Below are 23,277 nucleotides of genomic sequence, written 5' to 3' on the forward strand. Positions count from 1 at the left end.
TTCAATTCAAGTTCAATCGCTCAATACTGCTGACATAAAATGTCACTACTTAAAAAGTATTATGAATTTCTAGTTAGCACCTATTAAGACTTCAAAATTAAAAAATATTTTTAAAACAAGTCAATCAACAAGTGCCCACACAGATTGTCTGATATATTGTTAAAGAGCAAAAAATAAATTGGTCGGCGAGATAGGATTTGAACCTACGACCCACTGGTCCCAAACCAGTTGCGCTACCAAGCTGCGCTACTCGCCGTCAGATTTCTCAATTAAGAGAAGATGGGGTGGCTAATGGGATTCGAACCCACGACAACTGGAATCACAATCCAGGGCTCTACCAACTGAGCTATAGCCACCATTGATTAGTTGTTCATCGCATTGACTTCTGGCGCGCTCGACAAGATTCGAACTTGCGACCTTTGGCTCCGGAGGCCAACGCTCTATCCAACTGAGCTACGAACGCGTTACTGCGTCGTTGCAGGGGCGTATATTAATGATTTCCAAATATCTTGTCTAGCACTTTTTTGAAAAAAAATATCAAAAGATAAATTTTTGTTCAATTTGTATAGAATTTATTATGTATTCGTTTATTTTTAGTGCTAAAACATAAAAAAGGATAGCAAATTGCTACCCTCTTGTATTTAATTTATTGCTTGTTACGACGTGCACGACGTTTCATTCTTCGTACCCAACGGGTGATTTTCCATGCTTTTGTAATTGAATAAGCATAAAGGAAGAATAATACAATAAATGCAATAAACATTGCCCATTCATTAATATAGAAGACTTCGCCTAAGATCCCGATTGTGGCACAAATGGCTGCAAAGAAAGTAATTAATAAAAAGGCTTGGCGAGAGGTTAATCCTGCACGAACCATTAAGTGATGCACGTGTAAGCGATCTGGTCTGAATGGACTTTTTCCTTTACGTAAGCGACGATAAATAATGGCCACCATATCAATTAAAGGAACAGCAATAATCCAAAGTGCGGTCACTGGATTCATCGGATGCCCTTTTCCTTGCGTACTTAAAAGTAGAATCCAAATAATAGTAAAGCCGATTAAAGTACTTCCTGCATCGCCCATGAACACTTTATATTTTGGCCCGAACGGAATCCCTAAGTTTAATAATAGATAAGGCAAAATCGCGACAATTAAGGCAAAACTCCAATATGCCATATCCATCTGTCCATCACGGAACATTAAAATACCAATGGCAGCAAAGGAAACAATTGACAATCCGCCTAACAATCCATCGATACCATCAATCATATTAAAGGCATTAATAATCGCAATTGTCGCAAATACGGTAATAATCAACCCAATAGAACCAAGTGTTAATTGGAATGGTCCGAGAATTTGGCCTAAATGATCTAAATAAACATTACCTAAGTCGATCATTAAAATTGCAAGCACAGCTTGAATCCCTGCACGCAAGAAGGGGCTAATATCGAAGCGGTCATCTAAGATACCAATTGCCAGTAGAACAAAAATACTGAATATATAAAGATAAGGTAAACGAAGTTGATCCCACTCCATTAAATAATAGCAAAGGTTTCCCATAAAAAGAGAAACACCGCCAATGAGCGGAATCGCACCTTGGTGACGTTTACGATAATTTGGCTTATCAACCAAGCCAATTTTATTGGCAATTGGTCGCATGACAATTAAGGTCAAAAATGCCCCTAAAAAAGTGACGAGAAGACTTAGCATAGTTTTTATCCTAAAATTTTTTTGCAAAGGATAACATAAAGAAAAATCAGCACACAAAGATTTTTCTCAAATTCAGTTTTTTAGTACAATATGACCACTTTTAATATAAGGATTCAAATCATGACAAAATCAACCGCACTTTTCTCTCGTGCACAAGAAGTTATTCCTGGTGGCGTAAACTCTCCTGTTCGTGCCTTTAAAGGCGTAGGTGGTACACCTGTATTCATTCAAAAAGCCAAAGGCGCTTATATTTACGATACTGAAGGCAAACAATATATCGATTATGTGGGTTCTTGGGGGCCTATGATTTTAGGTCACAACCACCCTGCTATTTTAGATGCTGTATTAAAAGCAGCGGAGAATGGTTTAAGCTTTGGTGCACCAACACCATCTGAAATTGATTTAGCAGAATTAGTCTGTGAAATTGTGCCATCTATTGAAATGGTTCGTATGGTAAGTTCAGGTACTGAAGCAACCATGACAGCAATCCGTCTTGCGCGTGGTTATACAAATAGAAGCAAAATCTTAAAATTTGAAGGTTGTTACCACGGTCATTCTGATTCACTTTTAGTAAAAGCAGGATCGGGCGCATTAACACTTGGTCAACCTAGCTCACCAGGTGTACCTGAAGATTTTGCAAAACACACTTTAACGGCAGAATATAACAATCTTGATTCAGTTAAAAAACTATTTGAAGAATTCCCTAATGATATCGCTTGTGTGATTATTGAACCTGTCGCAGGCAACATGAACTGTATTCCGCCAAAAGAAGGTTTCTTACAAGGCATTCGCGAAATCTGTAACCAATATGGTGCACTTTTCATTATTGATGAAGTCATGACGGGTTTCCGTGTTTCACTTGCGGGCGCACAAGCTTACTATGGTGTAACACCTGATCTCACTACATTAGGGAAAGTCATTGGCGGCGGTATGCCAGTGGGTGCTGTTGGCGGTAAAAAAGTGATTATGCAACACCTCGCACCGACTGGTCCTGTTTATCAAGCAGGTACTCTTTCTGGTAACCCGATTGCTATGGCTGCAGGTTTAGCCTGTTTGACTGAATTGAAAAAAGCAGGTAACGAACAACACCTTGCAGAATTAACCACAAAACTTTGTGATGGCTTAAAAGCATTAGCCCAAAAACATAATGTGCCATTTGTGATTAATCATGTAGGCGGAATGTTTGGTATTTTCTTCACTGACCAAAAACAAGTGACCTCTTATGCAGAAGTCATGAAATGTGATACCGAAAAATTCAAAGTGTTCTTCCATAAAATGCTCGATCAAGGCGTTTATCTTGCCCCTTCTGCTTTTGAAGCTGGCTTTATGTCTTTAGCTCATACAAATGAAGACATTGAAAAAACCCTTGCTACCGCTGATATTGCGTTTGCGGCGGTTGCTTAAAATATAAAAGTGCGGTTAAATTTAACCGCACTTTTTTATTTCATATTATAAACGTTCATAGAGCACGTTTTCTAACAATCCCCTTTCTTCTTCGGTTAATGCGATTCCTTTTTCATTTGTTAAAATGAAGAAGTCTTCGGCTTTTTCTCCTACTGTCGTGATTTTTGCATTACAAATATTGAGTTTTAATTCGGTAAAAATTTGACTGATTTGAGCCAATAAACCGGGTTTATCTAAAGCCACCACTTCTAATTCGGTATGCTCTTTTTTAGTTTCTTTCAAAAAACGTACATCTGTTTTTACGGTGAAATGTTGCAACTGTCGATTATTTGCAAAAGACATGGATGGCAATTTTTCGCCTAATAAAACAGAGGTTAATACCGTCTCTAATTCTCGGCGACGTTCTGAACGAACCAATTCACCATTTAATTCTGTGATGATAAAGCTGTCGAATACATATCCATCATCTGATGTTAAAATCTGCGCATCATGAATACTGAATTTTTTCGCACCAATGGTTGAAACCACTTTATTAAATAAATTGGCTTGGTCTGGACAATAAACAAAAATTTCTGTCCCACCGGAAGAAAAACGGTTACTGATTTTAACCAGTACTTCATCATCAAATTCAGCTAATAACTCTGTATGCCACGCTATTTGTTTTGGGCTATTTCGTAAGAAATAATCAGATGGGCAACGCTGCCACAAGGCTGAAATTTTCTCTTCCGATAATTCTGGTTGTTCTTCGGATAAAATTGCCAACGCCAATTGACGATTTTCAAGGATTTTTTCTTCATTATCTAATAACAAATCCATCCCTTGTCGGAATTGTTGCGCCGTATAATCGTATAAAGAGGCAAAAAGAGAACGCTTCCAGCTATTCCATAATGTGCCATTTGTCGCACAAATATCCGCAACGGTCAGACAAGTGAGATAATCTAAACGAACTCGATTTTGCACATTTTCCGCAAAGTTCATCACGACTTCCGGATCATGAATATCTCGACGCTGTGCGGTAATTGACATGAGCAGATGTTCTTTCACCAACCAGATCATTGTTTCAATTTCTCGACGATCAAAACCATGCAAACGAGCAAAGTCAGCAATATCTTCAGCCCCTAACTCCGCATGATCACCCCCTCGCCCTTTCGCTATATCATGGAAAAGTGCGGCAACATAAAGCAAAGTGCGGTCAGAAATTTGACTAGATATTTGATGGCAAATGGGATGAGATTCTGCCTCATTTTCGGCTAAGAAACTTTCCAATTTCAACATCACTCGTAAAGTGTGCTCATCCACCGTGTAAATGTGGAAAAGATCGAATTGCATCAAACCTTCAATCCCCTGCCATTGTGGCAAATAAGCCGTTAGCACACCATATTGGTGCATTGGAAGGAATGCTCGCTGAATGGCTTTCGGTTGATTAAATAACCGAATAAATTTCTCTCTTGCTTCAGGAATATCACATAATTTCTGCGTCAAGCTTTCCAACGCAATCTGAAGTTGGCGTAATGTTGAGGAATGAATTTCGGCTTGTTCATGCTGCGTTAGATAGAAAAAAAGATCCAAAATACGATCTGGATAACGTAAAAACAGATCATCTTTACGTAAACACAAACTTTGATTTACTAGCTCAAAATTATCATCTAAAGGATGAATAGAAACCTCGCCATTTGTTGATAAAAAATGCTCTTTATAATGCTTAATCAGGATATCGGTTAAACGAGAAATCGTGCGTAACGCTTGGAAAAAATGTTTCATCATTTTTTCGACACCACGGTTTCCTTCACCTTCAAAACCAAGCATCTCGCTCACTTTGATTTGACGATCAAACAACAAACGGTTGTCATAACGTTTTAAAATCAAGTGTAAAGCGAACCGCACTTTGAATAAAAATTCTTGGTTCTCTAATAATTGTTGGTGTTCTGATGGGTAAATAAAGCCGCTTTCCAAAATGCCATCAAGGGTCATTTCTCCGGTATGACGTAATGCGATCCAATATAAAAGGTGAAGATCCCGTAAACCACCTGGGCTGTATTTTAAATCGGGTTCTAGATTATAACTGGTGTTGTTATAGCGCTGATAACGTTCAATTTGTTCTTGTACTTTTGCGTCAAAGAATAGTTTTACCGCCCAAAAATCTGGCTTTTTCAATATTTCCCCTAAGGCATTAAAAAGGGATACATCTCCCGATAAATAACGAGACTCAAGCAAATTAGTGGCAATAGTAATGTCGTGTTTGCCTTCCTTTTCACATTCTTCTAAAGAACGAACACTGTGTCCTACGTCGAATCCACAATCCCATAGAAACTGAACGAGTTGACCAATTTTCTCTTCTGTTTCAGACTCTCTTTTTTCTTTTGAAAGAATAAGAACATCCAAATCAGATAAAGGAAACATTTCTTGTCTTCCGTACCCACCTACTGCAATTAAGGTAAGATTAGCTTTATCTAATTCAAATTGCTGCCAAAGCTGTTTTAACAAATCATCACAAAACTGTGTACGGTTAGCAATCAGCTCAAAAACGGAATAATCAGTAAAGTGCTGACGTTCAAATTCCTTCAAATTTTCACGCTGAATTTTGACCGCACTTGGCGTGAGTGGAGAATCGAAATGATAAGGAAAATGCATACTGTTCTCTTAATTAAATAAAAAGCCATAAAAATGAGCTTTCAATAACCATGATAGGAATTAATCTTTGTCAAATACCCAATGAAACACTGAACAGATCCAAAAGACACCTAGTACAACTGCACCAATTGGTAGTGTAACGAAGTAGCCAATCCACACTAAAGCTATTACAGGCTCTCCTTCTCCTATCACCTCAAAAATAATAAGGGGAAGGCACGCAAAAAATACGATAACTAAACTGATCAGAAGGAAAGTTCTAAATCTCATCATAAATCAAATTTCTTTTTAATGCTTTAAATATTGATCATCATACGTTGAATTCGACCTTCCGCAATTTCTTCATCGCGGATTGTCATCACTTCACAACCGTTTTCGGTAACCACAATTTGATGCTCATATTGCGCTGAATGGCTACGGTCTTTGGTTTTTACTGTCCAACCATCGCCCATAATGCGTACTTCTTTTTTACCCGCATTAATCATTGGCTCAATGGTGAATACCATGCCAGGTTTTAAAATCACACCACCATCATCGGCATAATAGTGTAATACTTGCGGTTCACAATGGAATTCAGTTCCCACACCGTGGCCACAGTACTCTCGTACTACGCTAAAGCCTTGGCTTTCAGTATATTTTTGTACCGCTTTACCAATTTCATTTAAACGAATACCTGGCTTAACCGTACGTAATCCCACATAAAGCGCTTCTTGTGCCGCTTCAACCAATTTTTGGCTACGAATATTGGTTTCACCCACGACATACATTTTAGAGTTGTCTCCGAAATAACCGTCTTTAATCACGGTCACATCAATATTGACAATATCGCCCTGTTTTAATTTTTTATCGTCGCTTGGAATACCATGGCAAACCACTTCATTTATAGAAATACAGGTTGCTTTCGGGAAACCATGATAATTTAAGCAAGCAGGAATCACTTTTTGTACATTCACCATGTAGTCATGACAAATGCGATCCAATTCACCGGTGGTAACCCCTTCTTTTACATAAGGTTCGATCATAACCAAAACATCAGATGCTAATTTACACGCTTCACGCAACTTAACAAGTTCTTCTTCAGTTCTTAATGGAATACCCATTATTTCTCCTTATTTAATTAAGATTTATCTGCGCATAATAGCACTAATTCCGTGAAAAATCTTGAATGAATTGACGGGTTATTGGATAATACGCAGATTATTTTAGGAAAGTGGGAATATAGTATATGTCAGATTTAGATATGGCCGTGCCGTTAACTTTTACTGATGCAGCAGCCAATAAAGTAAAAAGCTTAATTACCGAAGAAGAAAACAATGAATTAAAATTACGCGTGTATATCACCGGTGGTGGCTGCAGCGGTTTCCAATATGGTTTTACCTTTGATGATAAAGTCAATGAAGGCGACCTGACGATTGAAAAATCTGGTGTGCAATTAGTCATTGATCCAATGAGCTTACAATACTTAATTGGTGGCACCGTTGATTATACTGAAGGCTTGGAAGGTTCTCGTTTTGTGGTGAACAATCCAAATGCAACCAGCACCTGTGGCTGCGGTTCGTCATTCAGCATCTAACATGGATTTTCAATTTACCCATTATCTAGGCAATGTGCATGCCAAATGTTCGATGGAACACATTGCGCTAGCCAATTGGTTTAATTCTGAAGTGCGGTCAAATCCTCAAGCGTTTTTGACCGCACTTTCTGCCTGTGAGCAGATTAAAAATAATGATGAAGTCACGCAGATTGGTTCCGAATACACGCTTTTTATCAATACCGATGAAGTGATGATTCGCGCCAATAACCTTGCGATTGAAACAGATGAAATTTTAGAAGACGACTTCCATTATTATGATGAAGAAAGTATCGCCTTCTGCGGTACAACAGACTTCATCCACTTTCTTAATGCCTATTTTGCATTTATTGCTTAACCTCATTCTCTGAAGCTAACTATTATGTCGGAAACGGAAAACACCTCACCTGAACAACAAGAAACACAAGCGCCAGATAAGCGCCGTTCTTATAAAATCTTTTTAGCTAAAGCGGCCTTTACTTTAGGAACGCTTGCCGTATTTTATGGTGGCTATTTGGATTGGCAAATTCGCTCCAAAATGGATGGCCAAATTTGGCGTTTACCGGCAGAAGTGTATAGCCGTTTAGAAAGCGTTAAACTTTCTGATAACCTTTCTTTTGACGAAGTGATTCAAATCTTACTCGATAACGAATACCGTCAAACTACCATGATTGCAGCACCGGGCGATTTTAAACTCGAAGAAGATACCATCGTATTACTTCGTCGCGCATTCCCTTATCCTGACAAGCCAGAACCACAACGTGTATTACGTTTACGTTTTACGGATAACAAACTTTCTCGTATTGAAGACTTAGTCAACGTAAAAGCGGTTGATGAATTCCGTCTTGCACCTAAATTAATTGCGATGTTGGAATCAGATAATGAAGATCGTTTAGCAATTCCGTTACAGCAATACCCTCGTTTACTCATCGATGCCTTATTACTTACAGAGGATCGCCGTTTTTATGAGCATAACGGGATTAATCCTGTGGGTATTGTGCGAGCAATGATTGCCAATATTAAAGCCGGTCAAACGGTTCAAGGTGGCAGTACACTCACTCAGCAATTAGTTAAAAATCTATTTTTATCTAGCGAACGTTCTCTGACACGTAAAGCTAATGAAGCTTTAATGTCATTGGTATTAGATTGGCGATATGATAAAAACCGTATCTTAGAAACCTATCTTAACGAGATTTACCTTGGTCAAAATGGTGATATTCAAATTCACGGTTTTGCGTTGGCGAGCCAATTCTATTTTGGTCGCTCCATCCGTGAAATTAGCCTAGACCAAATTGCCCTTTTAGTTGGCATGGTTAAAGGACCATCCCTTTATAATCCATGGCGAAATCCACAATATGCCCTCGATCGCCGAAATGTGGTGCTAAAACTAATGCTTGATCACCAAATGATTGGGGATGAGTTATATGAGATGTTGAGTAAACGTCCATTAGGCGTGCAAGCTAAAGGACAAATTTCACGTAAATACCCTGCTTTCATTCAAACATTACAAGCAGACCTTCGTCGTCAATTAGGGGAAAATAAAACGTCTGCACTACTTGGTGCACGCATTTTCTCCACCATGGATTTAAAACAACAGGAACAAGCTGAAAATGCCGTGGTGAATACAGTCAATCAATTGCAAGTACAAACTAAAAATCCATATTTAGAAGGTGCAATGATTGTCGCGGATTATCACTTGGGTGAAATACGTGCAGTTGTCGGTGGATTACAAACAGAATATGCGGGCTTTAACCGTGCGTTAATGTCAAAACGTCAAATTGGTTCATTGGTAAAACCATCTATTTATTTGACCGCACTGATGAATCCGGAACAATTCCGTTTAAATACACCAATTCAAAACCAACCAATCACGATTTATGTTAAAGGTAGCCAACCTTGGCAGCCTCGTAACTACGATCGTAAATATAGCGGTTCGGTGATGCTAATGGATGCCCTAGCTCGCTCGCTGAATATTCCAACGGTAAATATTGGAATGAAAGTCGGTTTAAGCAAAGTGATCGATACGCAAAAAGCCATGGGTTGGGATAATGTAGCCATTCCAAAAGTGCCTGCGACCTTACTCGGTTCTTACAGTATTTCACCTTATGATGTGACCAAACTCTATCAAACCATTGCAAATCAAGGTGGCAAAATTGAGTTAAGTACCATTCAAAGCATTGCTGATCGCCAAGGGAATATTATTTACGAACACAATACCGTGCCGGATCAAGTGGTGCCGAGAGAAGCAGCGTATCAAACCTTGTATGCGATGCAACAAACCGTAGAACGTGGTACCGCGCGTAGTTTACAAAATGATTACGCGGATCTTCGTCTTGCGGGTAAAACAGGCACCACCAATGATGCCCGTGATACGTGGTTTGTGGGTATTGATGGTAAAAATGTTAGCACCATTTGGTTAGGTCGTGATGATAACGGTGAAACCAAATTGACGGGTGCCTCTGGTGCATTACAAATCTATAAAGATTATTTAAACCGTGTTGTCATTGAAAAACTGAAACTCGGTCAACCTTCTACCATTAAATGGGTTGGCATCAATGCTTACGGTAGTTGGAGTTGTGGTAGCAGCCGAACAATCCCAGTTTGGGCAAATAAAGATCAAAATTTCTGCGCTTCAGCACAAACGACGAGTACTGCGACTGCTACCGCGGCGCAAACCACGCAATCGCCACAACCTGAACAACCTGAATCACCAAAACAAGAAAGTGTATGGGATGTGTTAGATAATAAAGCGCCTGTTGAAGAAGCCACGCCGGCTCAATAAACTCGCTTATTTTTGACCGCACTTTTATATCTCCATAAAGCGCCGAGCAAAGGCGCTTTATTCTTTTTCGTATAAAAGAACCGTCTCTAGATTTCCAATCTCATGTGAATTTTTTGATCTCCATCACAAAAATTAGAATTATTTATTGCCATTTCACTGATATCAAAGGATAATTATAAATAGGAATTAATTTCATTTGAGGTAATGAGGTAAATAGCGATGCTATTCCGTTCTATTCGATTTTTCTTTTTAATTTTTTCACTCGCCTTTTCTTCTTCACTCCTTGCACAAGATAACTATCAACAATGGGTTGATGATATTACGGCTCGCTTAGATAAAACGTCTCAACTTATCCAACAAGGCAATACAGATGACGCCCGTACTGAAGTGCAAATGGCTTATTTTGAAGTCTTTGAAAATCTAGAAGGCCCAATCCGTATCAATTTCTCCGCACAAAAAAGTTACCAAATGGAAGCGACTTTTGGTGAGATCCGTAAAATGATTGGTGAAGGCAGTTCACAAAAAGAGATTCAGGCTAAAATCGATCAACTCAAAAAAGAATTAAAAGAAGTGTTGCCATCATTGGTTGAAGGCCATCAACTCAATGCCGATGGACAACATGGCGTTTATGATAATCAAGCGATTGCCCCTTATTGGCAACAAAGTTTTAAAACCATTGATGACTTGATCGCTCAAGGGATCGATGCTTATCAAAATGGTGATCTTGCCAATGCCCAAAAATTGTTCCAACAAGCACAATATGATGGCTATAAAAACTCAGAAATGGAAATGTCCATTCGCCAAAATCGCTCTGCAGAAATTTCAGCTGCGATTAATCAGCAGTTTTACAACATCATCCGTTTAAGTGAACAAGCCGATCAAATCACAGAGATTGGTTATCAAAGCACGCAATTATTACAAGACATTGAAGAAAACTTGCCTAATCTGCCAACCACACGAGAAGAACAAAACGTTCAATCCAATACGGCACAGCAAGCAACTGATAACCAACAAGAGCAAGATTGGAATAAGATTAAACAAGAGATCAACCAACGTATTCAACAAGCTATTGCCCTCTATCAACAAGGTGAAAGCAAAAAAGCGATTCTTTCCGTACAAGACACCTATTTCGACGTGTTTGAAAGCACAGGAATGGAAAACAAAGTGGGTTCTCGTGATAGTAACTTTAAAGCTGAACTTGAAGGCTACTTTACTCGTCTCGTTAGTTTAATGAAAGCTGAACAAGGTGATAAGTTACAAGCTCAAGCTGATGGGCTAAACCAGAATTTAACTAAAGCGGTTGAAATGTTACAGGGCGAAGAACAAAGCGATTGGTCTATGTTCTTATATAGCCTTTTAATCATTCTTCGTGAAGGTTTAGAAGCCTTATTAATTGTTGCTGCTATTGTGACTTACTTAATTAAAAATAATCACCAAGATAAATTGCCGGTTATTCGTCAGTCTGTTTATGTGGCGCTAATTGCCAGTGTGGTTACCGCATTTATCTTCCAACTTATCTTTGAAAATTCTGGTCAAAACCGCGAATTGCTCGAAGGCTTTACGATGATTTTTGCCGTCGTCATGCTCTTTATGATGAGTTACTGGTTGTTATCTAAAGTTGAAGCACAAAACTGGAAACGTTATTTAGAAGGCAAACTGTCTACTGCTCTTACTACTGGCTCACTCATTGGCCTATGGCTTACCAGCTTCTTAGCGGTATATCGTGAAGGGGCTGAAACGGTATTGTTCTATTATGCCCTTGTAGGTGATGCGAAAAATGCGGTCAGTTTTATCTACCTTTTCGCAGGTATCATTGTCGGCGCGATTATTCTCACCATTTGCTACTTCGTGATGCGTTATACCGTGGTGAAATTACCGCTTAAACCATTCTTTATGTTTACGGGTTCATTTATGTACTTAATGGCCTTTGTATTCGCCGGTAAATCTGTTTTAGAACTCATTGAAGGCAAACTTTTCGAGCCTACGCTAATTAGCGGGGCGCCTGAAATTTCGTGGTTAGGTATTTATCCTTATATGGAAACCTTGATTCCACAAGCAATCTTACTCGTCGCAGCCGTATTTGCTCTGTTTATTATGAAATATCAAAGCAAAAAAGCCGCGTAATACCCAACAATCCTTTAGGAGAAAAACAATGAAAAAAGCACTTTTAGCAACAGCATTATTTGCGGGTATTTTCACCGCGTCTACTGCTAACGCATTCCAAGAATATCCAATCGGTGAAGCGGTAACCATGAATGAAATGGAAATTGCGGCGGTTTATCTCAAACCAATTGATATGGAACCACGTGGTATGGGTTTACCTGCTGCGAAATCAGATATCCACTTAGAAGCGGACATCCACGCAGTAAAAGGTAACAAAAATGGCTTTGGTGATGGTGAATGGATGCCTTACTTAACCATCAACTATACTTTAGTAAATACTGATACGGGTGAAAAACAAGAAGGTACCTTCATGCCGATGGTAGCGGGTGACGGTCCTCACTACGGTGCAAACGTGAAAATGATGGGCGTGGGTAACTATAAATTAACTTACCACATCGACCCACCATCAAAAGCAGGTATGCACCGCCATACTGACTCTGAAACGGGTGTAGGCCGTTGGTGGAAACCATTTGATGTTAGCTATGAATTCAAATTCACTGGCATCAAATAATCTAAGGTAAATCTCGATTTTACCGACTTGCCTTCCCTTGTTGTCAGGGGAAGGCAATAGCATTTAATTTAACCTTAAAATATCGTCTGTTTTATCCTATTAAATGGTCAAACTATGAATTATTTTTTTACTTTTTTCCTTCAAGCACTTTTACCCTTTTCATTACTGCTCGGTGTTTATCACAGCAAACAATCCGCTGTGAGTGCAAAAAAAATAATTTGGCTTAGCTTATTTGGCTTTACTGCCGGTATCGTACTACGTCTTAGTTTACCTACGGGACAAATGACCAATTTAGTGCTCAATGGCGTAATATTGGCACTATTGTTTATCTTTACCTTATGTTTAATTTTCGGCAAAGGTCGCTTACCGGCCTTTTGGCAAACGGTATTAATGCTTATCGCGGGCAGCTTCTGGGCAAAAGATCCTAACATTACCGCGCTTGTTTCTACTGATGTCATCAACACAGACTCAATCCTGCACATAAGTGCGGTCATTTTTGCCTTTGTTTTTTGTTTATGCTTACAAGGTTGGATTGATTTACTTTTAAAACAAGCGGGAAAAACACAACAAAAATCGACCGCACTCTTAAAAGGTGTGATGAGCCTTCTCTTAATTTGCTTACTTGTTCCACTTATTGGCGAACTCTTATTAATTTTAATGAAACTTCAAGTGCTTGAACTCACCAAACTACGTTTAAGCTTTGTTGCAAAATCAGGCGAAATCACTCTCTGGTTAAATTACATCTGTGCTGCCTTACTCTTCGTCGTACTAGCCATCTTCTACGGCAAAATTCATTTATCACGCAAGCAACAAGTTAATGCGACACAAGAACCCATTGAAAAACGCCAAAAATTAGCCGCATTGCGTACTTCCTCTCGCTTACTTGGGTGGGGCTATTTGGCCTTAGCAATTACTTTTGCTACGCAGCTTTATTGGGAGCAAATTGCTTCTCGTCCACCACAACTTTCAGAAGCTATTCCTCTGACCTTAGATGAAAAGCAACAAGTCCATATTCCAATTGAACAAGTAAAAGACGGTAAATTACACCGTTTTGTCTGGATTGCTGATGATGGTAAAGCTGTGCGTTTCTTTGTTATTAATCGTCAACCGGATAAATTGAGCCTAGCCGCGGTATTTGACGCCTGCTTGCTTTGTGGTGACCAAGGCTATGTCATGGAAGGCAACCAAGTGGTTTGTGTGGGCTGCGGCGTACATATGTTTATTCCATCTATTGGTAAACCGGGTGGCTGTAATCCTGTACCGATTGAAGATTGGCAACAAACTGAGACTGAAATTCTCATTAATCGAACCGGCTTAGAAGAAGGGCTGAATTTATTTAGCACGATTGTTGAAATCGATGTAAAAGATCCGATTAGTGGCACCCAAATGAAAAACACTAAAACGGAGCACAAATACAATTATGAAGGTAAAACTTACTTCTTTGAAAGCGAGAAAAACCTCGATTTATTCCGTGATAACCCTGAAAAATATTTAGGTAAGGGGGAATAATGCTAGCAAGAATGTTATTCCAATCTTGGCGTTTTAGCATTAAACGTAAACTGTTGGCCGTTATTACTATTTTCTTAGCGGCTGGCTTAGTCTCTGCGCTCTTGGCGGTATCCATTGATATTGGCGATAAAATGGCAAAAGAGCTCAAATCTTACGGAGCCAATATTTTAGTTGAACCTGCAAGTAATGCAGCCTTGCCTGATGAACTCAGTCATAACGCAGATTTAAGTAGCCAAGATTTTCTCGATGAAAAAGAGCTACCGAATATTAAAGATATTTTCTGGCGAAATAATATCGTAGGTTTTGCACCGTTATTAAGTGCAGATGTAAAAGCGGAAACGCTTTCCACAAACACTCACGATAAATCAACCGCACTTGGACAAATTAATGTGTTAGGTACGTTTTTTGATCACAACATCCCTGTACCAGATGAAGATGATTACCACACCGGACAAAAAATTATTAGTCCTTATTGGCATGTGCAAGGGGAATGGGTCAACGATCTTGAAACACCTGAAGGAGAATTTATTCCTGCATTGATTGGTGAGCAATTGGCTCAACGAACTGGCTTAAAACAAGGTGATAAAATCCAGCTTCGCTATCAAAATAATGAGCTAGATAATCAAAGTGCGGTTGAAATTACCGGTATTTTATCCACGGGTGGGACTGAAGATAATCAATTAGTCATGCCGCTCAACGCTGTGCAAAAATTACTGGGCTTAGAAGGAAAAATTCAATCAGTTAAAGTCTCTGCGCTGACCGTGCCTGAAAATGACCTTTCTCGTAAGGCTCGTGCCAATACCGATGCATTGGATGCGGAAGAGTACGATCGTTGGTATTGTACGGCTTATGTCTCGTCTATTTCACACCAATTAGAAGAAGCTATCTCAGGCGCTATTGTTCGCCCAATTTGGCAGGTTGCGGCTTCAGAAGGTGTTGTCATTGGTAAAATCCAGTTATTGCTTGCTGTTGTGACTCTCGCCGCTTTAATCGCGGCAGCTATGGGGATTGCCTCATTAATGAGTACAGGGATCATTGAGCGTTCAAAAGAAATTGGTTTAATGAAAGCGTTAGGCGCATACCAATGGCAAATCGCGTTATTGTTTTATTGCGAAGCCATTATTAGTGCCTTAATTGGTGGCTCGCTTGGTTGTATTGCAGGTTGGGGCTTAGCAAGATTTATTGGTTCGGCTCTATTTGGTGTTCCGCTAAGTTTTGCTTGGATTGTAATCCCTTGCGTATTAATGCTGTCTATTTTAATTGCTGTAGTGGGTACTTGGTTCCCTGCTCATCGTATTGCCAAACTTTACCCTGTGGAGGTGCTCTATGGCCGCCAATAAAAGTATGTTTTGGCGTTTAATCTTCCAAGCATTACGCCTACGTTTACAACGAGTATTTATTATCTTCTCCGCCCTGACTGTTGGTGCGTCCATTGTGACGGCAATGGCTGCGGTCTATTTCGATATTAATACCAAAATGAGTCAAGAGCTCCGTACTTTCGGGGCAAACTTTTACATCGGTGCAGCCAATGGTGGATTGATGAAGGAACGCCAATTAAAGCAAATTCTGCACAATGCACCGGATAATTTCATTACCGCTGCCAGTCCTTATTTATATGGTGTTGCGCGAAGTGATTTAGAAAAAATCGTGATTATGGGCGTCTGGTTTGAAGATATGCATGTGCTTGCACCTTATTGGCAAATTACCGGCTCAGCTATTAATGTGAATTTTGATGACCGCAATGCCATGATTGGTAAAACCTTAGCGGAACGCCTTAATTTAGGTGTTGGAAGTAAATTAACTCTGTCTAAAAATGCGGTCGAAAAACATGAATTCACGATAAAAGGTATTGTTGAGGCAGGTGATGCCACTGACAACATGCTGATCGTGAATTTAGAGTTTGCCCAAAATTGGTTGGATAAAGAAGGATTAGCAAACAACGCCTTGCTCAATGTAAAAAATGAACAAGGTAATGTCGCACAATTTGCCCAAGACATTATGCAACATCAACCTGATCTGACTGCACGACCGATTCGAAAAGTCTCCGCTTCTGAAGGGCAGATTTTAGATAAAATCAAAGGATTGATGGGGTTAATCTCATTGGTCATTTTGATTCTCGCCACCCTTTGTGTGAATACCACGTTGATTGCGATTGTTGGTGAGCGAGCAAAAGAATTTGCGCTACAAAAAGCTTTAGGTGCCAAACAAAGTGACATCATTAAACAGATTAGTACCGAGATTCTCATCATAGCACTTTGTGCAATTGTCGCGGGACTGATTCTCGGCTACATCTTGGCACAATTACTTGGATTAACCGTATTTAAATCTTACATTGATATGCGTCTACCGGTTATTCCAATTACTATCGTCTTATCGTTATTGGTTGCCTTTATTGCGGTGATTGTACCAACCAAACGAGCTTTAAATATTCAAACCGCAAATGTGTTAAAAGGGGAATAAAATGAGTGAATTTGTGATTGAAACGCAACATTTATATAAACGATTCGGGCAAGTCACTGCTTTAGAAGATATTAATATTCAAATTCGCCAAGGTGAATTTATTGCGATAATGGGTGCATCAGGTTCCGGTAAAACCACGCTGATGAACATTCTGACCGGCTTAGATACCGCCAGTGAAGGTAAAGTGATTTTAGACGGTGTCGATGCGGCACAACTGGATGAAGTAGGTCGTCAACGTTTCCGAGCGGAAAAAATTGGTTTAGTCTTCCAACAATTCCATTTGATCCCTTATTTGACCGCACTTGAAAATGTGATGCTGGCTCAGCATTATCACAGTGTAATTGATGAAGCAGCGGCTAAAGCGGTACTCGAACAAGTGGGATTGGGTCATCGTATAGATCACCGTCCAAGCCAACTTTCTGGGGGGGAACAACAACGGGTATGTATTGCTCGCGCGTTGGTGAACCAACCACCAGTCATTTTTGCCGATGAACCTACGGGTAATCTCGACGAAAAAAATGAAGCGCTTGTACTAGATTTACTACAAGAGTTAAATCTCCAAGGGAGAACGATTGTGATGGTGACACACAATCCAGAATTGGGTGAGTTAACCGATCGTGTTATTTATCTCCATCACGGAAAATTTGTAAAAGAGGACATTAATGAAAAATAAACTCGTAAAACTACTCGCAATAAGTGCGGTCATTTTTGGCGGCGTTTCTTGTAAAGACGAGGTCGCAGCTATTGGTCAAAAAGCGCCAGATATCGCTGCCTATGATTTACAAGGTAAAGAAGTGAAACTTGATGATTGGAAAGGCACTCGCTTACTGACATTCTGGTCTGAAACCTGTGGACGATGTGTCGCAGAATTAAAAGAGTTCGAAAAATTAGCCGAAGCTAATCCAGATAAAGTTCAGCTTATCGCCATTAATGTGGATGGAGATAAAGTCGATACCAAAGCCGTGGTCGCCAAACGTCAGCTTACATTGCCTGTTATCAAAGACCAATTAAAAATTACTGCTGAACGCTATCAGCTTATCGGCACGCCAACAAGCTTTGTGATCACACCTGAAGGTAATATTCAGGCTAAATATGAAGGCGCGATTCCCGCAGAGGATTTAGATAAATTATTTAAAGGCTAGCCAAAATGAAAAAACGAATTTACTTACTCTCTACACTTTTACCCGTTTTAGGCTTTTTATTTGCGGCTCCTGCTTTTTCTGCCGAAGCTGATTTAGTGAAAGCTGAAAAGGTATATAAACGCTCTTGTGCAACTTGTCATGGAAAACAAGGCGAAAAACCAGCAATGGGTGAATCAAAAATTATTAATCAGCTAAAACCAGAAGAAATTTCAACCGCACTTTCAGAACGAAAAGCAGGAAATATTCCTAGCGCAGGAAGCCCGGCAAAACAACGTTTAAGTGAGCAAGATATTCATAATTTAAGTGAATATATTCAAACACTAAAATAGTTTTTGAAATTTTTTTAAACTAATTTTAAAATGTAAGGTCTTAGAAAGGGCTTAGCTTTTATAAGCTAAGAAATTTTTTATATATCAATAAAGGATTGTTTATGAACAAATTTACTAAAATCAGTGCAACTGCATTATTTGCATTATTCTTAACTGCTTGTGATAAACCAGCTCCAGCAAAACCTGAAACAACTCAGCCTGCGCCAGAAGCTAAACAAGAAGCAGCAAAACCGGCTGAAGCGGCTAAACCAGCTGAAGCGACACCAGCTCAAGAACAAGCTGACTACAACAAATTACTTGAATGGAACGCAAGCCAAGCTCAAGCTCAAATGGCTGCACAACAAACACTTCAATCTGATTTAACTGCTGCGGTTCAAGCAAAAGATGAGAAGAAAATTGAAGAAGCAATCAAAACTTTCAACAAAACTGTTGAAGATACTATTGCAAGCTTAGATAAATTAGATATTACTGCGCCTTCAGTGAAAAACATTAAAGATCAAAATAAAGAAGTGCTTGCATTATCAAGCGAATTATTAGTTGATCAATTAAACTTAGCAACTAAAGCGCCAACTGAAGAACAAACTAAAGCTTACCAAGCTAAAGTTGAAAAACTACAAGCTGCAGTAGCTAAATTACAAAAAGACGGTGCTGATTTAGCACAAAAATTTGCACCTGCAGCACCAGCTGCTCCAGCTGCGAAGTAATTAAGCGTTAAAGATGAAAAAACCTTACTGCAACAAGTAAGGTTTTTTTATTTTCTTATTTGAGTATTCTGCTTTTCAACACATCTACAAATCGTTCTGTTGCCCCTTCCCAACGATCTAAATATAACGCAGGCTCAATCAACTCCAATTCATTCAATAAAAAATTATTGTAAATAATCGTTCCATCTACTCGTGCATAGACGGGCATTTCAGGCAATCTGTGTAAAACATGGCATGCTGTTTCAATAATATGATCATCAACCTCAACAGGAATAATTTCAACTTTATATTGTGAATTTGCACGCCATTCATTTTGAGGTGGCTGTCGGCGAATAGCATGACTAAATACACCATTGAAAAAAATCAAACTAGTTTCACCATTTGTCGCCACTTCAGGAATAAACGGCTGTAACACAACTTGCTCACCATACGCAGAAAGATCAGGTAACGTTTCACCTTGTTTAAGTTTTGTCACCAAATTACCACTCTGCCCTACAGCAGGTTTGATGACAAATTCTGACCAATCTTGGCCTTCAAGTGCGGTCAAAATTTCAGATGTTTTTGTTGAGCAAATAAGGGTTGGGATGACATTGACATCCCAATTCTGCAAATCACATAGATAGCCTTTATGGCTATTCCACAACATTAATTCCGCAGGATTGATGAACGCATTCTTATGTTGTTTAATCCATTGAGTAAATTCATTGTAGAAATTTGCGTAATCCCATGCCGCTAAAGGCAGAATAAAATGACTCTGTGATGTTTCTTGCCAAGGTAAAAATTGAGTAGGAATACCTTGATTAGAAAGTTGTGTTTGTACAGGGATAAGATTTTGAGGGGCTGAAGGATACGTTTTGCAAGTGGTAATTGTAAGCATAGTAAATAATAACAGGTTTGAAGCATAAAGAAGATGCGCCAATCATCAAACTGGCGCATCAATTTCAATGATTATTTTACTTGAGCAAAATATTTTTCAAGACGACCTTTATTCGTCATGGATTTCTTCTCAAGATCTTTCACCACTTTCTCCGCTTGTTCTTTGTTTGGTAGATTATCACCCACTTGAATCACACCATTCATATTCATTGAACGGTGTACTGGGCAGGTATAAATATAAACACCCTCTTTATCTAAAGTGATCGTGAGTTCCTGATCTTCTTCAGATTGGAATTTTTGTGCACCTTCAGGAATTGCTTTGCTGTGCACAAAGTGACTTTTATTTTCTGGACGGAATGTCACGGTATCACCTGGTTGTACTTTTAAATACCCCGGTTCAAAAACCATTGAGCCTTCACTGTTAGAATTCAGCATTTTGATGTCATAATGTGCGGCTTGAGCAGCAAAACTTAATCCTAATAATGCTGCAAGTGCGATTTTCTTCATTTTCATTTCCTTCTTAAGAATGTGCTGATTTACGTTGTGGACGAACCACCGGCAAACCTGCGCTACATTGTAATAATTCAACGTTTACACGATATAAACGATTAATGGTTTCGACTTGTAAAACATGATGAGCATCACCCACGCCTTGCACCTTACCTTCGCCGAGTAAAATCAACTCATCTGAAAATTGAGCGGCAAGACTTAAATCATGTAATACCATTATAGTAATCAGATTTTTCTGTTTCGTATAGGTGTAAACTTCTTCTAATAGATTAAGCTGATGATGCATATCTAACGCACTCACCGGCTCGTCCAACATTAAAATCTGTGGCTCACGTAATAAAACCTGAGCAAACATAACCATTTGACGCTGTCCACCACTGAGATTCAGAATATCACGATGGGCTAAATGACCAATACCTAATTGCGCCATAATACTTGCTGCTTCAGTGAGAAGCTCATCGCTCACTCGCATCGTTAGACTATCCATTCGTCCCAAAAGGACAACTTCAAGTGCGGTCAAGCTTGCATCTACCCGGCTATCTTGAGGCATATAGCCAATTGGTTTACGCCAATCTGCTAACTTCGTCCGTTCTAGCTGTTTGCCTTGATAGGTAATCATTCCTTCATGTGGCAATTCACCAAAAATGGTTTTCAGCATGGAGGATTTCCCTGTGCCGTTTGGCCCAAGCACCGTATACACTTTGCCTTCTTCAAAACGGACATTAATGTGATCAGCAACGGTGAGATCACCTCGTTTTACCGTAAGATTCTTTAATTCTAACATTATTGTCCCCTCTTGTTATTTAAAATAATCCAAAAGAAGAAAGGCACCCCAATAAAAGAGGTAACAATCCCCACTGGGAACAATGCGCCAGGGATAATGACTTTGGATAATACCGAAGAAAGGGATAAGAATGCTGCACCGACTAACATTGCGCCCGGTAAGAAGAAACGTTGATCTTCACCAAGTAACATTCGAGCAACATGTGGTGCCACTAAGCCGATAAAGCCAATCACGCCCACAAAACTAATTGCCGTCGCCGTCATCATTGCGACAAGAACTAATACCTTGATACGTAATACTTGCAAATTGATCCCAAGACTCGCCGCACGATCTTCACCTAAACGAAGTGCGGTCAATTTCCAAAGCTCTTTTGAAAGTAATGCGACACAAATTGTGGTGACGACAATAATGATGATTAAGCTCTGCCACGTGGCTTTATTTAAACTACCAAATAGCCAGAACAGGATTTGTTGCGAGACTTCCGGCGCTGAAATAAATTGCACCAATGAAAGTAAGGATTGGAAAATAAAGAGCAATGCAATCCCTACTAATACGAGCATTTCAGAACTAAATCGACGTTTAGACGCAAACAAGAAAAGAATCCCAGATGCGAGCATGGTCATGACAAATGCACCAATTGGCACGGCAACTTGTACTGGTAAACCAAAGCTTCCGAAAGCAATCACAATAGAAGCACCAAAACCTGCCGCAGCCGCGAGACCTAATGTATAAGGACTCGCCATAGGGTTATTTAATAAGGTTTGGATCTCTGCCCCACCTACAGCCAATGTTGCCCCAACTACAAGCGCCATCAATGCCATCGGTAAACGTAAATTATGCACAATATTGTCTGTCATTTTATCGACTTCACCGATATCGAATAACGAATTCACAACTTCCGATACCGATAACATCGCAGGGCCAGTCATCACATCGAGAATAAGACTGACCACGCCAATCACAAGAAAAGATAAAATAACAAACCAGCGTTTGCGTTCAAGCTTACGCTGGTTAGCCACAATATCTGCTACAACAGAATTGTTTTTCATTGATTAGTATTTTCCTTATTTAGTTTCAGGGAAAAGATAAATCGTACCTTCCGGAGTAACCGGTAAGTAGTTTTTATAGAAATTTAAGTAAGTTTGTTGCGGATCTAAATCTTTAAACAGATCAGGATACGCCGCTTTAGCCACAAACTGAACAGACGCGCTGTCTGATAAAGTACGAGAGTTCGCATGATATGCTGCATAAACACGGTTATTTTTCACTGCCGGTAATTCAGCCCAACCTGCACGATGTTTGAATGCGTTTAAACGACGTTCCGCTTCCGCTTTTTCAATACCAAAGCCCATTACCATACCGTCTTGATTTTTCTTCAATTCAGTTTCACGGCCTGTAATAATAATTGCATCCGGTTTCGCGGCTAACACTTTCTCTGCAGCCAACGTACCCCATTTGCCAATTTCTGCAGGCGCCACGTTTTCTGCACCAACAAGGCTAATCATAGAGCCCCACATGCTAGAGAAGAAAGTCATACCTTGTTCAGCTGGGCCACCACGACCAAACTCTACATACACTTTTGGTTGTTTTGCTAATTTTGCATTTTTAACCGTAGTCTGGATATGTTCAACAATGTCTTTGTATTCTTTCGCAATTTTTGCTGCGCGATCTTTCTGACCTGTTAATTCGCCAATAATTTCAGTAGATTTAATGTGCTTATCTAAGGTTTGAGCATTGTAATCTAATACCACAATTGGAATGCCCGCTTCATTAATGGCATCTAAATCAGAACCTAACATTTCGTACTGCCAATCAGCTAAGACTAAAAGATCAGGTTTTAATGAAAGCACTTTTTCCACAGAGAATGTGCCTTCTTCCACTTCACCCACATCATCTAATTGATTCAATTTTGGCACCGCTTTGCTGAATAACTCCCAGCTTGCTGGTGCCCAAGAAGACCATACTTTCTTAGAAAAACCGACAACGTTATCTAACGCTTTGTCACCACCAACTGCCATATAATCTTGATAATAGAAACCAAGTACCACGCGTTTTGCCGGTAAATCAACAGTGACTTCACGATCAAGTATATCTTTTACTTTCACGGGGTCAGCATTGGCAAAACCTGCACTTAAACCAAGAATAGTAGCAATCGCTAAAGTTGAAAAACGTTTTTTCATAAGAAAAATCTCCT

Annotated in this window: 21 protein-coding genes and 3 tRNA genes; 13 read left to right on the forward strand and 11 right to left on the reverse strand. The window is 39.5% G+C overall.

Annotation, left to right across the window (positions count from 1 at the left end; genetic code table 11):
• Positions 1 to 179: 179 nt before the first annotated feature.
• From ADA56_RS03545 to wecA, 4 genes are all read right to left on the reverse strand, one after another.
• A tRNA-Pro gene (locus tag ADA56_RS03545) sits at positions 180 to 256 on the reverse strand.
• A gap of 24 nt (positions 257 to 280) precedes the next feature.
• A tRNA-His gene (locus ADA56_RS03550) sits at positions 281 to 356 on the reverse strand.
• Positions 357 to 386: 30 nt separating this feature from the next.
• Positions 387 to 463, reverse strand: a tRNA-Arg gene (locus tag ADA56_RS03555).
• Between the two features lie 183 nt (positions 464 to 646).
• The gene (gene wecA / locus ADA56_RS03560; protein WP_049369271.1) at positions 647 to 1,711 is read right to left on the reverse strand and encodes a UDP-N-acetylglucosamine--undecaprenyl-phosphate N-acetylglucosaminephosphotransferase; all 1,065 of its coding nucleotides are present in this window, start codon (positions 1,709 to 1,711) and stop codon (positions 647 to 649) included.
• Between the two features lie 120 nt (positions 1,712 to 1,831).
• Here wecA and hemL point away from each other — a divergent pair, with 120 nt between their 5' ends.
• Positions 1,832 to 3,115 (forward strand): glutamate-1-semialdehyde 2,1-aminomutase, encoded by a 1,284-nt coding sequence (hemL, locus tag ADA56_RS03565; protein WP_049369273.1) that lies wholly within the window; start codon positions 1,832 to 1,834, stop codon positions 3,113 to 3,115.
• A gap of 45 nt (positions 3,116 to 3,160) precedes the next feature.
• On the opposite strand, the gene glnD is transcribed toward hemL, so the two are convergent.
• The gene (gene glnD, locus ADA56_RS03570; RefSeq protein ID WP_049369275.1) at positions 3,161 to 5,746 is read right to left on the reverse strand and encodes a bifunctional uridylyltransferase/uridylyl-removing protein GlnD; all 2,586 of its coding nucleotides are present in this window, start codon (positions 5,744 to 5,746) and stop codon (positions 3,161 to 3,163) included.
• A 293-nt stretch (positions 5,747 to 6,039) separates the two neighbouring features.
• Complete coding sequence (gene map, locus ADA56_RS03580; protein WP_049369277.1) at positions 6,040 to 6,843, reverse strand: type I methionyl aminopeptidase; 804 nt, start codon at positions 6,841 to 6,843, stop codon at positions 6,040 to 6,042.
• A gap of 125 nt (positions 6,844 to 6,968) precedes the next feature.
• Between map and erpA the strand changes: the two genes are divergently transcribed.
• From erpA to ADA56_RS03640, 12 genes are all read left to right on the forward strand, one after another.
• Positions 6,969 to 7,316: an iron-sulfur cluster insertion protein ErpA gene (erpA, locus tag ADA56_RS03585; protein ID WP_049369279.1), complete on the forward strand. Its 348-nt coding sequence runs from the start codon at positions 6,969 to 6,971 to the stop codon at positions 7,314 to 7,316.
• Between the two features lies 1 nt (position 7,317).
• On the forward strand, positions 7,318 to 7,671 hold the full coding sequence (locus tag ADA56_RS03590) for a YacL family protein (RefSeq protein WP_049369281.1): 354 nt from the start codon (positions 7,318 to 7,320) through the stop codon (positions 7,669 to 7,671).
• Between the two features lie 24 nt (positions 7,672 to 7,695).
• Positions 7,696 to 10,095, forward strand: a complete 2,400-nt coding sequence (gene mrcB, locus ADA56_RS03595) for a penicillin-binding protein 1B (RefSeq protein ID WP_049369283.1) — start codon at positions 7,696 to 7,698, stop codon at positions 10,093 to 10,095.
• A gap of 219 nt (positions 10,096 to 10,314) precedes the next feature.
• Entirely contained in the window at positions 10,315 to 12,219 is a 1,905-nt protein-coding gene (locus tag ADA56_RS03600; protein ID WP_049369285.1) for an FTR1 family iron permease, read from the forward strand.
• 28 nt (positions 12,220 to 12,247) lie between these two features.
• Entirely contained in the window at positions 12,248 to 12,769 is a 522-nt protein-coding gene (locus ADA56_RS03605; RefSeq protein WP_005696223.1) for an iron transporter, read from the forward strand.
• A gap of 114 nt (positions 12,770 to 12,883) precedes the next feature.
• The gene (locus ADA56_RS03610) at positions 12,884 to 14,278 is read left to right on the forward strand and encodes a Fe-S-containing protein (protein WP_049369287.1); all 1,395 of its coding nucleotides are present in this window, start codon (positions 12,884 to 12,886) and stop codon (positions 14,276 to 14,278) included.
• Positions 14,278 to 15,618, forward strand: coding sequence for an ABC transporter permease (locus ADA56_RS03615; protein WP_049369288.1), 1,341 nt, complete (start codon positions 14,278 to 14,280; stop codon positions 15,616 to 15,618). The genes ADA56_RS03610 and ADA56_RS03615 overlap by 1 nt, the downstream gene beginning before the upstream one ends.
• Positions 15,605 to 16,738: an ABC transporter permease gene (locus ADA56_RS03620; RefSeq protein WP_049369289.1), complete on the forward strand. Its 1,134-nt coding sequence runs from the start codon at positions 15,605 to 15,607 to the stop codon at positions 16,736 to 16,738. The genes ADA56_RS03615 and ADA56_RS03620 overlap by 14 nt, the downstream gene beginning before the upstream one ends.
• A gap of 1 nt (position 16,739) precedes the next feature.
• A complete protein-coding gene (locus ADA56_RS03625) occupies positions 16,740 to 17,411 on the forward strand; it encodes an ABC transporter ATP-binding protein (protein WP_049369290.1) in 672 nt (223 codons plus the stop codon).
• On the forward strand, positions 17,401 to 17,880 hold the full coding sequence (locus ADA56_RS03630; RefSeq protein ID WP_049369291.1) for a TlpA family protein disulfide reductase: 480 nt from the start codon (positions 17,401 to 17,403) through the stop codon (positions 17,878 to 17,880). Before ADA56_RS03625 ends, ADA56_RS03630 begins: the two co-directional genes overlap by 11 nt.
• Positions 17,881 to 17,885: 5 nt before the next feature.
• On the forward strand, positions 17,886 to 18,209 hold the full coding sequence (locus ADA56_RS03635; RefSeq protein ID WP_049369292.1) for a c-type cytochrome: 324 nt from the start codon (positions 17,886 to 17,888) through the stop codon (positions 18,207 to 18,209).
• Positions 18,210 to 18,310: 101 nt separating this feature from the next.
• Positions 18,311 to 18,913: a hypothetical protein gene (locus tag ADA56_RS03640; protein WP_049369293.1), complete on the forward strand. Its 603-nt coding sequence runs from the start codon at positions 18,311 to 18,313 to the stop codon at positions 18,911 to 18,913.
• A gap of 55 nt (positions 18,914 to 18,968) precedes the next feature.
• On the opposite strand, the gene ADA56_RS03645 is transcribed toward ADA56_RS03640, so the two are convergent.
• From ADA56_RS03645 to ADA56_RS03665, 5 genes are all read right to left on the reverse strand, one after another.
• Positions 18,969 to 19,790: an ATP-grasp domain-containing protein gene (locus ADA56_RS03645; RefSeq protein ID WP_049369296.1), complete on the reverse strand. Its 822-nt coding sequence runs from the start codon at positions 19,788 to 19,790 to the stop codon at positions 18,969 to 18,971.
• A gap of 71 nt (positions 19,791 to 19,861) precedes the next feature.
• Complete coding sequence (locus ADA56_RS03650) at positions 19,862 to 20,296, reverse strand: pseudoazurin (RefSeq protein ID WP_049369297.1); 435 nt, start codon at positions 20,294 to 20,296, stop codon at positions 19,862 to 19,864.
• A gap of 13 nt (positions 20,297 to 20,309) precedes the next feature.
• Positions 20,310 to 21,083, reverse strand: coding sequence for an ABC transporter ATP-binding protein (locus ADA56_RS03655; protein WP_005696236.1), 774 nt, complete (start codon positions 21,081 to 21,083; stop codon positions 20,310 to 20,312).
• Entirely contained in the window at positions 21,083 to 22,132 is a 1,050-nt protein-coding gene (locus ADA56_RS03660; RefSeq protein WP_049369298.1) for a FecCD family ABC transporter permease, read from the reverse strand. The genes ADA56_RS03655 and ADA56_RS03660 overlap by 1 nt, the downstream gene beginning before the upstream one ends.
• A 15-nt stretch (positions 22,133 to 22,147) precedes the next feature.
• Complete coding sequence (locus ADA56_RS03665) at positions 22,148 to 23,263, reverse strand: ABC transporter substrate-binding protein (protein ID WP_049369299.1); 1,116 nt, start codon at positions 23,261 to 23,263, stop codon at positions 22,148 to 22,150.
• Positions 23,264 to 23,277: the final 14 nt, after the last annotated feature.

This window comes from Parahaemophilus parainfluenzae (assembly GCF_001055095.1).
Classification (GTDB): domain Bacteria; phylum Pseudomonadota; class Gammaproteobacteria; order Enterobacterales; family Pasteurellaceae; genus Haemophilus_D; species Haemophilus_D parainfluenzae_Z.

Excerpts from the sequence above, each read along its gene's own strand:
- wecA (WP_049369271.1), bottom strand. The coding sequence starts at position 1,711 with ATGCTAAGTCTTCTCGTCACTTTTTTAGGGGCATTTTTGACCTTAATT.
- hemL (WP_049369273.1), top strand. The coding sequence starts at position 1,832 with ATGACAAAATCAACCGCACTTTTCTCTCGTGCACAAGAAGTTATTCCT.
- glnD (WP_049369275.1), bottom strand. The coding sequence starts at position 5,746 with ATGCATTTTCCTTATCATTTCGATTCTCCACTCACGCCAAGTGCGGTC.
- map (WP_049369277.1), bottom strand. The coding sequence starts at position 6,843 with ATGGGTATTCCATTAAGAACTGAAGAAGAACTTGTTAAGTTGCGTGAA.
- erpA (WP_049369279.1), top strand. The coding sequence starts at position 6,969 with ATGTCAGATTTAGATATGGCCGTGCCGTTAACTTTTACTGATGCAGCA.
- ADA56_RS03590 (WP_049369281.1), top strand. The coding sequence starts at position 7,318 with ATGGATTTTCAATTTACCCATTATCTAGGCAATGTGCATGCCAAATGT.
- mrcB (WP_049369283.1), top strand. The coding sequence starts at position 7,696 with ATGTCGGAAACGGAAAACACCTCACCTGAACAACAAGAAACACAAGCG.
- ADA56_RS03600 (WP_049369285.1), top strand. The coding sequence starts at position 10,315 with ATGCTATTCCGTTCTATTCGATTTTTCTTTTTAATTTTTTCACTCGCC.
- ADA56_RS03605 (WP_005696223.1), top strand. The coding sequence starts at position 12,248 with ATGAAAAAAGCACTTTTAGCAACAGCATTATTTGCGGGTATTTTCACC.
- ADA56_RS03610 (WP_049369287.1), top strand. The coding sequence starts at position 12,884 with ATGAATTATTTTTTTACTTTTTTCCTTCAAGCACTTTTACCCTTTTCA.
- ADA56_RS03615 (WP_049369288.1), top strand. The coding sequence starts at position 14,278 with ATGCTAGCAAGAATGTTATTCCAATCTTGGCGTTTTAGCATTAAACGT.
- ADA56_RS03620 (WP_049369289.1), top strand. The coding sequence starts at position 15,605 with ATGGCCGCCAATAAAAGTATGTTTTGGCGTTTAATCTTCCAAGCATTA.
- ADA56_RS03625 (WP_049369290.1), top strand. The coding sequence starts at position 16,740 with ATGAGTGAATTTGTGATTGAAACGCAACATTTATATAAACGATTCGGG.
- ADA56_RS03630 (WP_049369291.1), top strand. The coding sequence starts at position 17,401 with ATGAAAAATAAACTCGTAAAACTACTCGCAATAAGTGCGGTCATTTTT.
- ADA56_RS03635 (WP_049369292.1), top strand. The coding sequence starts at position 17,886 with ATGAAAAAACGAATTTACTTACTCTCTACACTTTTACCCGTTTTAGGC.
- ADA56_RS03640 (WP_049369293.1), top strand. The coding sequence starts at position 18,311 with ATGAACAAATTTACTAAAATCAGTGCAACTGCATTATTTGCATTATTC.
- ADA56_RS03645 (WP_049369296.1), bottom strand. The coding sequence starts at position 19,790 with ATGCTTACAATTACCACTTGCAAAACGTATCCTTCAGCCCCTCAAAAT.
- ADA56_RS03650 (WP_049369297.1), bottom strand. The coding sequence starts at position 20,296 with ATGAAGAAAATCGCACTTGCAGCATTATTAGGATTAAGTTTTGCTGCT.
- ADA56_RS03655 (WP_005696236.1), bottom strand. The coding sequence starts at position 21,083 with ATGTTAGAATTAAAGAATCTTACGGTAAAACGAGGTGATCTCACCGTT.
- ADA56_RS03660 (WP_049369298.1), bottom strand. The coding sequence starts at position 22,132 with ATGAAAAACAATTCTGTTGTAGCAGATATTGTGGCTAACCAGCGTAAG.
- ADA56_RS03665 (WP_049369299.1), bottom strand. The coding sequence starts at position 23,263 with ATGAAAAAACGTTTTTCAACTTTAGCGATTGCTACTATTCTTGGTTTA.